This window comes from Achromobacter animicus, assembly GCF_902859585.1.
In the GTDB taxonomy this organism is placed as follows: Bacteria; Pseudomonadota; Gammaproteobacteria; order Burkholderiales; family Burkholderiaceae_B; genus Achromobacter; species Achromobacter animicus.
In genome coordinates this window covers 297,589-310,344 of sequence record NZ_CADIJM010000005.1, presented here as the reverse complement: position 1 = coordinate 310,344, position 12,756 = coordinate 297,589, and the positions used below count along the sequence as shown (strand labels likewise).

General features: G+C 62.5%; 13 protein-coding genes and 2 tRNA genes. 2 read left to right on the top strand and 13 right to left on the bottom strand.

Going from position 1 to position 12,756, the window contains the following annotated elements; all coding sequences use genetic code 11:
* Positions 1 to 13: 13 nt before the first annotated feature.
* The 3 genes from HV681_RS15645 to HV681_RS15635 all read right to left on the bottom strand — a co-directional run bounded on the left by HV681_RS15645 (position 14) and on the right by HV681_RS15635 (position 1,755).
* Positions 14 to 487, bottom strand: a complete 474-nt coding sequence (locus HV681_RS15645) for a RidA family protein (protein ID WP_175123926.1) — start codon at positions 485 to 487, stop codon at positions 14 to 16.
* Between the two features lie 118 nt (positions 488 to 605).
* Positions 606 to 1,517 carry a transcriptional regulator GcvA gene (gcvA, locus tag HV681_RS15640; protein ID WP_175123925.1) on the bottom strand — a complete coding sequence of 304 codons (912 nt, stop codon included), beginning with the start codon at positions 1,515 to 1,517 and terminating at the stop codon, positions 606 to 608.
* Between the two features lie 162 nt (positions 1,518 to 1,679).
* A tRNA-Asn gene (locus HV681_RS15635) sits at positions 1,680 to 1,755 on the bottom strand.
* Positions 1,756 to 1,928: 173 nt separating this feature from the next.
* Here HV681_RS15635 and HV681_RS15630 point away from each other — a divergent pair.
* Positions 1,929 to 3,317, top strand: a complete 1,389-nt coding sequence (locus HV681_RS15630; RefSeq protein ID WP_175123924.1) for a GntP family permease — start codon at positions 1,929 to 1,931, stop codon at positions 3,315 to 3,317.
* A 101-nt stretch (positions 3,318 to 3,418) separates the two neighbouring features.
* Here the strand turns inward: HV681_RS15630 and HV681_RS15625 are convergent, their stop codons facing one another.
* From HV681_RS15625 to petA, 9 genes are all read right to left on the bottom strand, one after another.
* A complete protein-coding gene (locus HV681_RS15625; protein WP_254594987.1) occupies positions 3,419 to 5,233 on the bottom strand; it encodes a T6SS phospholipase effector Tle1-like catalytic domain-containing protein in 1,815 nt (604 codons plus the stop codon).
* A gap of 89 nt (positions 5,234 to 5,322) precedes the next feature.
* Complete coding sequence (locus tag HV681_RS15620) at positions 5,323 to 5,853, bottom strand: DUF3304 domain-containing protein (protein WP_254594986.1); 531 nt, start codon at positions 5,851 to 5,853, stop codon at positions 5,323 to 5,325.
* 209 nt (positions 5,854 to 6,062) lie between these two features.
* Complete coding sequence (locus tag HV681_RS15615; RefSeq protein ID WP_175123922.1) at positions 6,063 to 6,593, bottom strand: DUF3304 domain-containing protein; 531 nt, start codon at positions 6,591 to 6,593, stop codon at positions 6,063 to 6,065.
* A gap of 362 nt (positions 6,594 to 6,955) precedes the next feature.
* A tRNA-Thr gene (locus HV681_RS15610) sits at positions 6,956 to 7,031 on the bottom strand.
* A 68-nt stretch (positions 7,032 to 7,099) separates the two neighbouring features.
* Positions 7,100 to 7,552 carry a ClpXP protease specificity-enhancing factor gene (locus HV681_RS15605; protein ID WP_175123921.1) on the bottom strand — a complete coding sequence of 151 codons (453 nt, stop codon included), beginning with the start codon at positions 7,550 to 7,552 and terminating at the stop codon, positions 7,100 to 7,102.
* Positions 7,553 to 7,565: 13 nt separating this feature from the next.
* Positions 7,566 to 8,177, bottom strand: a complete 612-nt coding sequence (locus HV681_RS15600; RefSeq protein WP_006388039.1) for a glutathione S-transferase N-terminal domain-containing protein — start codon at positions 8,175 to 8,177, stop codon at positions 7,566 to 7,568.
* A 151-nt stretch (positions 8,178 to 8,328) separates the two neighbouring features.
* Positions 8,329 to 9,180, bottom strand: coding sequence for a cytochrome c1 (locus tag HV681_RS15595; RefSeq protein ID WP_175123920.1), 852 nt, complete (start codon positions 9,178 to 9,180; stop codon positions 8,329 to 8,331).
* 24 nt (positions 9,181 to 9,204) lie between these two features.
* The gene (locus HV681_RS15590) at positions 9,205 to 10,593 is read right to left on the bottom strand and encodes a cytochrome b (RefSeq protein WP_105236915.1); all 1,389 of its coding nucleotides are present in this window, start codon (positions 10,591 to 10,593) and stop codon (positions 9,205 to 9,207) included.
* A gap of 71 nt (positions 10,594 to 10,664) precedes the next feature.
* Positions 10,665 to 11,306: a ubiquinol-cytochrome c reductase iron-sulfur subunit gene (gene petA, locus HV681_RS15585; protein ID WP_063954111.1), complete on the bottom strand. Its 642-nt coding sequence runs from the start codon at positions 11,304 to 11,306 to the stop codon at positions 10,665 to 10,667.
* Between the two features lie 138 nt (positions 11,307 to 11,444).
* On the opposite strand from petA, the gene mscL reads away from it, so the two are divergent.
* The gene (gene mscL, locus HV681_RS15580; protein WP_105236917.1) at positions 11,445 to 11,891 is read left to right on the top strand and encodes a large conductance mechanosensitive channel protein MscL; all 447 of its coding nucleotides are present in this window, start codon (positions 11,445 to 11,447) and stop codon (positions 11,889 to 11,891) included.
* Between the two features lie 87 nt (positions 11,892 to 11,978).
* On the opposite strand, the gene HV681_RS15575 is transcribed toward mscL, so the two are convergent.
* Positions 11,979 to 12,755, bottom strand: coding sequence for a Nif3-like dinuclear metal center hexameric protein (locus HV681_RS15575; protein WP_105236918.1), 777 nt, complete (start codon positions 12,753 to 12,755; stop codon positions 11,979 to 11,981).
* Between the last annotated feature and the right edge of the window lies 1 nt (position 12,756).

Sequence of the window (12,756 nt, the reverse complement as noted above, 5' to 3'; positions counted from 1 at the left end):
CAGTCGGCCGGCATCAGGCCGGGGTCAGCGCGATCACGGCCTCGACTTCCACCGACACGCCTTGCGGCAACGCGGCGACGCCGACGGCGCTGCGGGCATGGCGTCCCGCGTCGCCGAACACGTCGACCATCAGGTCCGAAGCGCCATTGGCGATGGCGCTCTGGCGGTTGAAGTCCGGCGCGCTGGCAACGAACACGCCCAGCTTGACGACGCGCGCCACGCGATCCAGGCGGTCGCCCGTGGCGGCGGCAATCTGCGACAGGATGCCCAATGCGCTGGCCCGTGCCGCCTGGACGCCGTCGGCGTCCGACACCTGATGGCCCAATTGGCCCAGATAGGCCGCCTTGCCGTCCTTGCGCGAGATCTGGCCAGAGATATAGAGCAGGTTGCCTTCCTGGACGAAGGGCACGTAGTTGGCGGCCGGCGCGGCGGCTGCTTCCAGGACCAGGCCAAGTTCGGCAACGCGGGCGGAAATGCTTTGGGTCATATCGGATCACCTATGAAGAAAGGGAAAGCGCGTCTTGACGCTTCCCCGATGCTATCGGCCGCGGGGCGGCATGACCAATCAATTCTTGCTTGGTACGTATGAGTAAAACTAATACGTGTCAGACGCCGGTGGATGGGGCCGCGGTCTGCGCCAGCCAGTCGTGCAACGCCTGGACGGGTTCGCTGAATGCGCCGCGCGGCGTGACGAACCACCAGCCGATGCGCGGATCTTCCAGCACCGCACCGGGCAGCGCCTCGACCAGCGCGCCGCTCGCCAGGTGCGCGCCGATCAGCCGTTCCCGGCCCATCGCCAGGCCCTGCCCTGCAAGCGCGGCCTCGACGACGATGTTGTAGTCGTGCAGGCGCACCGTGCGCGCGGCGCCCAGATCCAGCCCGTACCGGTGCGCCCAGGCGTCCCATTCGAACTGCTGCCGCGCGTGCGAGACCAGCAGCGGGTGGCGCAGCAGGTCTGCGGGCGTTTTCGGCCGCTTCCTGCCCGCCACCAGCGCGGGCGCGCACACGACTGACAGGCGTTCCGTCATCAACAATGTGCTGCGCACGCCGGGCCAGCCACCGCGACCATAGCGGATCGCGGCGTCAACCTCGCCACCCGCCACATCCGCCAGCGCGATGTCGGGCTGCAACTGCAGATCGATGTGGGGATGCGCAGCGGCAAAGGCGGGCAGGCGCGTCGCCAGCCAGCGCGTGGCGAACGACGCCAGCAAGCCGATCCGCAGCGTATGGCGCGCGGGCTCGGGTGCGCGCAGTTCGTCGGTGCCCTGGCGCAGCAACTCGAACGCCGCGTGCACGCGCGCGTAGTAGGCCTGCCCGGCCTCGGTCAGCGCGACGGCGCGCGTTCGCCGTTCAAAAAGCGCCACGCCCAATTCCCTTTCCAGCCGCTGGATGTGATGGCTGATCGCGCTCTGTGTGACGAACAGCTCTTCTCCGGCCTGCGAAAAGCTCAACCGCCGCGCGGCGGCCTCGAAGGCGCGCAGGGAGACCAGGGGCGGCAGGGATCGCGAGGAACGCATCGGTGTGCAGGGACGGAAGGTGCGGCAGATCCGGGTGATGCTACGCGATGCGCGCGGGTTGGCAACTCGCGCGCCAGCATGGCTGCAACCCCGTGCCCCAATGCAAAAAGCCCGCAAACAAGTTGCGGGCTTTTTTAAGGGTACTGCGGTACTGCAAATTCTTGGCTCCCCGAGCTGGGCTCGAACCAGCGACCTGCGGATTAACAGTCCGTCGCTCTACCGACTGAGCTATCGGGGAACAGGTAGAGGGGGCGAATTATGCACAAAAAAACGGAAGAATGCAAAGCGGGGCCGAAAAAGCGCGTTTCGGCGGCCGAAACCGGCCCTTTTTTTCAAGCTTGCCGTCAACCCGATCCCGTATGATGGCGCGCAGAGGGCTCGCGACCTCTCTCGATTTTTCTGGGTTCTCATATGTCTTCGTTCGACATTCAATTGCTGCTCACCGCTCTGGTGAGCGTTCTGGTCCTGGTCGCACTGATCGTCTCGCGGATACGCATGCATCCGCTGCTGGCGCTCTTGATCGTGTCGATCGGCGTCGGCTTTGCAACGGGCATGGCCCCGGGTGCCATCGTCAAAAGCCTGACCGACGGCGCCGGCAAGACGCTGGGCGCCGTGGGCGTGGTGATCGCGCTGGGCGCGATGCTGGGCAAGATCCTCGCGGACTCCGGCACCACCGAGCGCCTGGCCAATGCAATCCTGCGCCACACCTCCCCGCGCCTGATTCCCTGGGCCATGACGCTGGTGGCGTTCGTCATCGGCATCCCCATGTTCTTTGAAGTGGGTCTGGTGGTGATGCTGCCGCTGATCTTCAGCGTGGCGCGCAAGCTGGAAAGCCAGGCGCGCTTCAAGGGCTCGGCCTATGTCTACGTAGGCGTGCCGGTGATTTCGGCCCTGGCCGCCATGCACGGCATGGTGCCGCCGCATCCCGGCCCGCTGACGGCCATCGCCACGCTCAAGACCACGGTCGGCCCGACCATGATCTACGGCTTCATCGCAGCCCTGCCGGCCATGATCTTCGGCGGACCGCTGTATGGCGCATTCATTGCCCCGCGTATGACGACGCGGCCGGACGAGGCGCTGCTTGAACAGTTCACCGCCTCCACCGACAGCCCCGCGGGCCAGAATGCGCCCAGCGTCGGCCTGGGCGTGCTGGCGGCACTGCTGCCGGCCTTGCTGATGCTGGTCCATGCCGTGGCCGAAATGCTGCTGCCCAAGGACTCCAGCGTGACGCACGTGGCCGCCTTCCTGGGCAACCCCGTCGTCGCCATGCTGCTGGGCGTGCTGTTCGCGGCAGTGACACTGGTCTTCATGCGCGGCGGCGACCCGGAAAAGCTGCGCGGCGCGCTGGGCCAAAGCTTGAAGCCCATTGCCGGCATCATGCTGATCATCGCCGGCGGCGGCGCCTTCCAACAGGTCCTGACGAACGCCAAGGTCGGCGACGCCATCGTGCACCTGACCCACCAGTTCGCTTTCCCGCCGCTGATCCTGGGCTGGCTGATCGCCATGCTGCTGTCGGTGTCGACAGGCTCGGCCACGGTCGGCATCGTGGGCGCCGCGGGTTTGCTGGCGCCGCTTGCCGGCGCGGACCCCAACCTGAACCTGCCGCTGCTAGCGCTGGCGATTGGCTGCGGCTCGCTGTTCTTCAACTACGCGAATCACGCCGGTTTCTGGATGGTGAAGGAATCGTTCGGCATGACGATGGGCGAAGCCACGAAGACGATCTCGGTCGTGCAGTCGATCGTGTCGGTGGTGGGGTTGGCGATGGTGCTGCTGTTTAACTTGTTGCCGGCGCTGGGATGACGAGGGCTGGGGGCGGAGGCGCGGTGGGCGCGCGCCGCCTTCTCATTACCTATGCGGGCGCGTAGTAAAAGGATGCCGATCTGCCCGGTCCCCGGCATTGATCACCGTGGCAGACTGAACAGCTTCTTCATATCGATGCTGTTCTGCAGCGCGCGCCTCGTCGCTTCGTACTCGCGCTGCTCCGCTTCCTGGCGCTGTTGCTCGGTGGGTGGCGCCTGGGTCACGGGTTTGCCTGTGCCTCGATAGATGCGACGGTAGCGCAGATAGCCTTGGAGTTCCCACTTGCCGGGCACGGGATCTGCGCAGCCAAGGCGGCTAAGCGGTTGATCGAGCGGACGGAAGCCCGCGTAGGAATCATGCAAGTAGTTGGCAAACAAATAGGCTTGCGGCGTCAAGTGCTCCGGATTCTCGGGAGTCGCCAACGTCGGATGCGCCTTGATTTGCTCCAGCACGTCCCCGGCTTCGTCGGCCAGCACCAATCGGCGCGATGTTTTCGTCACGGCATCGCCGCCATACGCCAACGGACTCACCATGGCCGCACGTTTGAGGTACTCACTCTCCTCTTCGGTCATCCCGTCCAGGGCGGAGATGTCCTTCAGTAGCGTCTGGTTGGCGCCTTCCAAGTCCTGAAAGTCGTGGGGGAAGGCTTTCTTCGCGCGGGCCACCCAGGTTAGTTTGGTTGAAAAGACGTTTCGCACCTGATAACGCCACGCGATGTAGGAAATCAGCCAATGGCTGGCGGTCGCTTCCGCTGGAACCGCTTGCATGAAGGCGTCGTAGGCATTGCGGACATTAGGGTGAATGGCGAAGGGGTCATAGTTACCTTCTTCAGCCAACTTCTTGTTGAGCGGGACTTGTGCGCTGCGTGCGGCGTCGTACATGAGTTCCAAGGGAATCTGCGACAGCATGTCGTCATATCGTCCGCTGGGACCGCGCCCCTGACTTCCGGGCAGATAGCCGCCTCCCACATCGGAATGCACACCAGGCACCGCGTATTCCTTGTGCCTGCGCGCAAGGCTGCCATCAGGGCTGCGTATGCTGTCCAGCGGAAACGAGGTGCGATTCTCGTGCATGGCCACATAATGCACGCATTGCACGTTGGCCGGCACCGCTAGTGCGTCGGGCGTGGCCCAAGCGAAATGCCCATCGCCACCGGCGCTGGCCGGAATGCCGATTGAGGCCACCGTGTCGAACAGGCCGACAAACCGAATCTCCGTCCGCACGCCGCACAAGCGGTCACCGTCCATCAGAGCGCGCAGCCAATTGCAGAACACCCGGGCCTGGGCTGCTCCTCGGGAAAAACCGAACACGTCCAGCGAAATACTGATCAGCTTGGGCTTGACTGTCCTGGCGATCCTGTCTGCCAACGCCTGGACCTCACGCCGGTAAAACGCCTCTGCGTGCGGGCGAGCACCGTCTCCAAAGCACAGCAAGCCCCCCTCCGTACGCATGCCCACCGCATCCAGCGCCTGCACATCCTGAACGCCTCCCTCCAGAGGGGAATAGGTGTCTGTGCGCTCGAAATAAATGCGCTTGCCGTTGCGGCATAGCGCCATGATGACTTCGTCTGCGTAGCGAAATCTATTGCCGCTGATCGCACGATGAATAAAATCCAGCACGCTCAGCAAGCCAAAGTTGATGCGTCCGTCACCGCCCTGGCCGCTCGACGGTCCGAAAGCGGCGTCGTCGTTCTCGCCGATTTCTGGAAAGGGTGTACCCACGCCTGGAACATATAGCCTGCGCTTACCCTCCGTGAACTTTTCGGGGTATGCCCTGAACAGCCGAGCCACATTTGTGTCTTTCCGCGCCATGAGTTGGGTAATCCCCGGGCCAAGGCCTGGCGCGCATTCGTTCGCATCGTCCCAATATTGGTTGTTGCCCGTCCCGTCAAAGAATACGCCGATCTGTAGATCCACCTCGCAGTTCTCCGAGGCGGGAAGGCACTGTGGAAACGACGGCTGGATACTCGGCGTAGGGCCGACGGGATGGGCTCGAAGGAGTTTATTCACTGCGCTCTTTCCATCATGACCGGGCCGCCTGCCCACGAACAGCGCTCGCGATAGCTGCCGTAGACATCCCAGGGGTCCTTGTTAGGAATCAAGTCATCCGGTCCGGGGTAGCCATTGCCAGGGTAACCAGGACCTACGTTTGCTGAAACGACACGAACGCTTCCATCTGCCAGGAAGTGAACAAACATATGCCCCACCTTTTCGTAGGGGTCCACTGCCACGCGTCGTTCGTAGCTTTGTCCGCCACAATCTCGCCAGTTAGTGACATTCCAGCTCACCACCACCGTTAGATCGGGATGCCATTTCCGCGGCAAGGTCGCGCAGCAGACGATGCGGCCACCGGTGCCTGCTTGATGTCCGCTTGCGCCATTGACCCAAAAGTTCTGCACGCTCACGTGATCCGGCAAGTGATCGATTCCGGTCATGGACGTGCCCACGGTGTCCTGCTTGGCCTGCCGAGCGTCACAGCTAGTTAAGGGGATCACTAGCAGTGCAAATGCCATGATGATGAGGGAGTAAATTCTCATGCCGACTCTTTGTTGGTTCAGACAACGGGGGGGGCGCTACTTTCTGGTCTCGATAATCTGGATGCGGTTCTGAGCAAACACGCCAGTGGAATCTGAAATGGGATGCGGCGCCGGTGAAAGAATGCGAGCGTCGGTGGCGTGAAGGTATTGAGTCGAAGACGACTGGATACCGACTGCTGGGGTCGCCGGAAGGACTCGGAGCAGCCAGGTCATTTCGCGCGCTCTATCACCGTGGGCATCTCCTGCGGTGGGCATCGTCCGCGATAGCTTCCATAGACATCCCAGGGATCCTTGTTCGGAATCAAATCCTCCGGACCCGGATAACCGTTGCCGGGGTAGCCGGGTCCGATGTTCGCTGAAACGACACGAACGCTGCCGTCGGCCAGGAAGTGAACGAACAAATGTCCCACTTTCTCGTAGCGGTCCACCGCCACGCGCCGTTCGTAGCTTCCCCATTGGCAGTCTCGCCAGTTGGTGACGTTCCAGTTCACCACCACCGTTAGATCGGGATGCCATTTCCGCGGCAGCGTCGCGCAGCAGACGACGCTGCCACCAGTGCCTGCTTGATGTCCGCTGGCGCCATTGACCCAGAAGTTCTGCACGCTCACGTGATCCGGCAAGTGATCGATTCCGGTCATGGACGTGCCCACGGTGTCCTGCTTGGCCTGCCGACCGTCACAGCTAGTCAGCTGGACCACGAGCAAGGCGAGTGCTAGAAAAACAAGAGGGAAAACTTTCATGCCGACGCGTTGTTGGTTCTGACTACAGGTGGATTGAGTTACCCCAGGACGGGTGTTTCCGCGACCCACTTGTAGACGCCATGCTCAAGGTCGGTAAATAGGATTTCTATTATTTGTGCGGCCGATCCGACCACGATCATGGAGTCCGGCGCAGATGTCCCGGGGCCGCGTCAATCGGGGTTCAACGATTGCGCGGTTGCCGTGGCATGAAAGTCACAGGCCGCAGTGTCCGCCGCACGCCGTCAAATGTGCCGTCTCCCGGCGCAATCTGACGGTCGATTTTCACAGGCAAGAAAAAACCCGCATCGCTAGTTTGGATGCGGGTTTCGCGTACTGCGCCAGATGAAACTGGTGGAGATTTTTGGTGCCGGTGAAAGGAATCGAACCCTCGACCTTCTCATTACAAGTGAGCTGCTCTACCAACTGAGCTACACCGGCGATGCGTGCCGGGGCACGCGCAGGGACTGCATTGTAATGAAAAAAATGCAGCCCCTCTTGTGGGGTCGTTATTTGACGATGGTCAGGCGCGGGCGCTTGGGTTCGTCGTCGTCGCCGTCATCGTCGCCGGAGGCAGGATTGGCGTCCGAACCCTCGGGGGCGGCGGGGTTCGGCGTGGCGCCTTGGGCGCCTGCCTCGGGCGGCTCGTAGGGCTGCACCTCGAAGCCCATGCCGGCGCCGGTTTCGCGCGCATAGATGGCGCTGACGGCGCCCACGGGGACGTAGACGTTTTCGGTCACTCCGCTGAAGCGGGCCTGGAATTCGATGAATTCGTTGCCCAACACCAGGCGGTTGGTGGCCAGCGTGCCCACGTTCAGCGTGATCTGGCCGTCGCGCACGTGGGCGACGGGCACCATGGTGTGCTCGTCGACCTGCACGGTGATGTACGGTGTGTAGCCGTTATCGGTGCACCATTCGTGCAGCGCGCGGATCAGGTACGGTTTGGTCGAAGTTTCACCCATTACACAGCCAGCCTTAACGACGCATCACTTTTTCCGAAGGCGTCAGCGCTTCGATGTAGGCCGGGCGCGAGAAGATGCGTTCGGCGTACTTTTGCAGCGGAGCCGCATTCTTGGGCAGTTCGATGCCGTAGTGGTCCAGGCGCCAGAGCAGCGGAGCGACGGCCACGTCGAGCATGGAGAATTCCTCGCCCAGCATGTACTTGTTCTTGAGCAGCATCGGGGCCAGCTGGGCCAGGCGGTCGCGGATGTTCTGGCGAGCGTTGGCGAGCTTCTTTTCGTCGGGCTTGGCGCTGCGGTCTTCCAGCGTCGAGACGTGAACGAACAGTTCCTTCTCGAAGTTGTACAGGAACAGACGCGTGCGGGCGCGCATGACCGGGTCGGCGGGCATGAGCTGCGGGTGCGGGAAGCGCTCGTCGATGTACTCGTTGATGATGTTCGACTCGTACAGCACCAGGTCACGTTCGACCAGAATGGGCACTTGACCGTACGGGTTCATCACCGAGATGTCTTCGGGCTTGTTGTACAGGTCGATGTCGCGGATCTCGAAATCCATACCCTTTTCGAACAACACGAAGCGGCAGCGTTGCGAAAACGGACACGTGGTTCCGGAATAGAGCACCATCATGGCGGTAAGTCCTTTATTGAAAAACGAAAGGCCAGCGCCTAAATCTAGCAGGCGCTGGCCCCAATTGCCAGGCAGGATAGGCTTACAGCCCTATCCGCCTCTTCCGTCCCCGATAGACGGGGTGGCTGGGGAACCTGGCGGGGCGTTACGGTTAGCGCACGTGTTTCCAGTACGAGGCATTCAGGCGCCACGTAACAAAGAAGAACAGGAGCAGGAACAACATGACGCCGACGCCGATGCGGACGCGCAGTGTCTGGACGGGCTCGGCCATCCAGGACATGAATGCGGTCAGATCAGCGACGTCGTTGTCGTATGTTGCGGTTTGGGCCGGGTTGGCGGCCTTGAATTTGGCATCGAAGGTGGCATGGCCATGGTGATTGGCTAACGGCTCGGCCTTCACCGTGGCAAAACCCTGTGCATCGTACACCGTTGTGACGCGTTCCCACGTTTTGGGGGCGCCTTCCTTGCCTTCGACTTCGTGAACGGCGACGGTGGTGAGCTCGCGCGGACCCTGTTCCTGCCAGAGCGCGTGCGGCATGCCGACCGACGGGAAGACCAGGTTGTTCCAGCCCGTGGCGCGCGACGTGTCGCGGTAGAACGTGCGCAGGTAGGTGTACAGGTAGTCGGATCCCGAGGGGCCGGCGTTCACGGATTTGGCGCGGGCGATCACGGACAAGTCCGGGGGCGTCGTGCCAAACCAGGCCTTGGCGTCCTTCGGCGTCATGGCGACGTGCATCATGTCGCCGATCTTTTCGCCGGAGAACAGCAGGCTTTCCTTGATCTGTTCGTCGGTCAGACCGATATCCCGGAGCTTGTTGTAGCGCATCGAAGACGCGCTATGACAGTTCAGGCAGTAGTTGACGAACAGCTTGGCGCCGTTTTGCAGCGACGCCATGTCGTTGACGCGGTAAGGCGCCTTGTCCAGCGGGAATCCGCCTCCGGCGGCAAAGGTTGCGGTACACGTGAGCATCAAGGCCACGGCACCAATCAGCTTCTTGATCATGGTTAGTCCGTTATTCTCGTTGGCTCAGTGGGCGTGGAACGTGACGCGGTCGGGCACTTGCTTGAACGTGCCCAGGCGGCTCCATACCGGCATCAGGAAGAAGAAGGCCAGGTACAGCAGCGTGCCGATCTGCGACGTCAGGTTCAACGGCGGACTGGGCGGCTGCGTACCGATGTAGCCGAGCACCAGGAAGTTGACCATGAAGATGCCGTAGATCCACTTGTGCCACGTGGGGCGGTAGCGGATCGACTTGACCGGCGAATGATCGAGCCAGGGCAGGAAGAACAGGATGACGACCGTGCCGCCCATGGCCACCACGCCCCAGAACTTGGCGTCGATGACGCGCAGCAGCACGGCGACGACGATCAGGATGCCGGGGACGGCGATGCGCATGAAGCCCTTCAGGTTGCTCTTGGCGAACAGCACGATGGCGCCCAGCACCGACGCGCCCGCCAGCACCCACGTGAATTCATCCGTGGTGGCGCGCAGCATCGAGTAGAACGGCGTGAAGTACCAGACCGGGGCGATGTGCGGAGGCGTCTTCAGCGAGTCAGCAGGAATGAAGTTGTTGAACTCGAGGAAGTACCCGCCCATTTCCGGGGCGAAGAACACGATGGCCGCGAACACCAGCAGGAAGCCCGCCACGCCCACCAGGTCATGCACCGAGTAGAACGGATGGAACGGGATGCCGTCTTTCGGGCGGCCGTACTTGTCTTTCGGGCCCTGCTTGATTTCGATGCCGTCCGGGTTGTTCGAGCCGACTTCGTGCAGCGCCACCAGGTGAGCCGCGACCAGACCGATCAGCACCAGCGGAATGGCGATGACGTGGAAGGCGAAGAAGCGGTTCAGCGTGGCATCGGACACGACGTAGTCGCCGCGGATCCAGATGGACAGTTCAGGACCAATGAACGGAATGGCTGCGAACAGGTTCACGATCACCTGGGCGCCCCAGTACGACATCTGGCCCCAGGGCAGCAGGTAGCCGAAGAAGGCTTCGGCCATCAGACAGAGGAAGATCGCGACGCCGAAGATCCACACCAGTTCGCGGGGCTTGCGGTAGGAACCGTAAAGCAGGCCGCGCAGCATGTGCAGGTAGACGACGACGAAGAACATCGACGCGCCGGTCGAGTGCATGTAGCGCACCAGCCAGCCCCACGGGACCTCGCGCATGATGTATTCGACGGATTGGAACGCGCGCTCGGCGTCCGGCTTGTAATGCATGACCAGGAAAATGCCGGTCACGATCTGCAGCACCAGCACCAGTAGCGCCAGCGAGCCAAAGAAATACCAGAAGTTGAAATTCTTGGGTGCGTAGTACTCGGACAGATGGGCTTTCCAGGTGGAGGTCACCGGAAAGCGCCGGTCCAGCCAGCCCAACAGGCCTGTCGTCTCGACGGTTTTCTCGCCAGCCATGTAACGGCTCCTTCTATACGTGGCGTATTGTTCTTACTTACGTAGATCGGGAAAAAAGCGCGACGCGAGCGTCAGGCCTTGTTGTCTTCATCGACGCCCACGATGATGCGGGTGTCGGTGAGGTACTGGTACGGCGGAACTTCGAGATTATCGGGAGCAGGCTTGTTCTTGAAGACCCGGCCAGCCAGGTCGAACGTGGAGCCGTGGCACGGACAGAGGAATCCGCCTTGCCAATCCGCGCCCAGACCGCCGCCGCCACCCGTTTCGAAATGCGCGGTGGGCGAGCAGCCCAGGTGGGTGCAGATGCCGACGCAGACGAAGATCTCGGGCTTGCGCGAGCGGGCTTCGTTTTCTGCATAGGGAGGGGTAAAGCCGGGCCGCTTGGATTGCGGGTCGGCGAGCTGGGGATCCAGCGCTTTCAGTCCGGCCAGCTGCTCGGGCGAGCGGTGGATGATCCAGACCGGTTTGCCGCGCCATTCGACCGTTTTCATGGCGCCGACGGGAATGTCGCCGATATCCACTTCAACGGGCGCTCCGGCCGCGCGGGCTTTTTCGGAGGGGGAAAACGTGCTCACAAGCGGCACTGCCGTTGCGACACCTGCTACGCCACCCACAGCACAGGCGGTGGTAACCCAGAAACGTCGCGAAGGATCAGGTGGCAGGTTGGGATCAACCGCACCGTCATCGTCATGCACCAGCGTATCCTGACTCATCTTCCTATCCTTGTTGATGCGCCCGCTCAACGAGTAGCATCACTTCTGCGGCATCGGGTTCGCGGGAATATGTAACAACATAGCAACCGCGTATTATAGGCCAGCCTACCCCAGGCGTATCACGAATGGAGCGGATTTATGAGCAAATCGACTGGTTTCGTCAAAGAGTTTCGAGATTTCGCGGTCAAGGGCAACGCGGTCGACTTGGCCGTTGGTGTGATCATCGGTGCGGCGTTTGGCAGGATTGTCGACTCGCTGGTCCGGGACATCATCATGCCGCTCGTCAATTTCATTCTTGGCGGATCGGTCGATTTCTCGAACAAGTTCCTGGTCTTGTCGATGCCTGAAGGCTATGCCGGGCCGATGACCTACGCGGATCTCACCAAGGCCGGCGCCAACGTGTTCGCGTGGGGCAACTTCGTCACCATCATCATCAACTTCGTCTTGCTGGCGTTCGTGATCTTCTGGATGGTCAAGGCCATCTACAAGGCCCGCAACAAGCAGGAGGAAGCGCCGGCGCCCGCCAAGACGCCGGAAGACGTGGCCCTGCTGCGCGAGATTCGCGACCTGCTGAAGCGGCCGTAAACAGCAAAGCGCCCCATCGGGGCGCTTTTGTTTTCTGCCGGGTCGACGGCCGGCGGTCCGGCGCTCTGGCGCGCCGGCGTCAAGGATTCAGGCCGGGTTGTCGATGTCGACGAATTCGACCTTGATGCCGAATCGCTCGGCCACGGCCTGCCCCAGTGCCTGAACGCCATAGCGTTCGGTGGCGTGGTGCCCGGCGGCGATGAAGCCCACGCCGGTTTCCCGCGCCAGATGTACCGTGGACTCCGAGACCTCGCCCGTGATGTAGACGCTGGCGCCCGCGTCAACGGCGTCGCCCATCATGCCTTGGGCGCCACCGGTGCACCACGCGACTGTCCCCAACGGCTGGTCCGGGTCGCCCACGACGAGCGGCTGGCGGCCCAGGCGTTGGGCCACCTGGTCGCCCAGTTGGCCCAGCGTCTGCAGGCCGCTGGCCTCGCCCAGCCAGATCAGCCCGTCCTGCCCGCAGGTCCGCGGGGCGCCGTCGTCGCGTAGCGCCGGCGTCAGACCCAGCACGCGCGCCAGTTGCGCGTTGTTGCCCAGCGTCGGGTGCGCATCCAGCGGCAGATGGTAGGCGAACAGGTTCAAGTCGTTCTTGAGGGTCAACGCCATGCGCGTGCGGCGGGTGCCGATGACGCGGCGGTCTTCGTTGCGCCACATCCAGCCGTGGTGCACCAGCACCGCATCGGCGCCGCGGTCGACCGCCTCGCGCAGCAATGCTTCGCTGGCCGTGACACCGGTGATAATGTGTCCGACCTCGGATCGGCCTTCCACCTGCATCCCGTTGGGACAGTAGTCCTTGAAACGGGCTGCCTGCAGGGTGTCGTCCAGCCAGTTGGCCAGGACGCGGGAGTCCACTTTATTCATT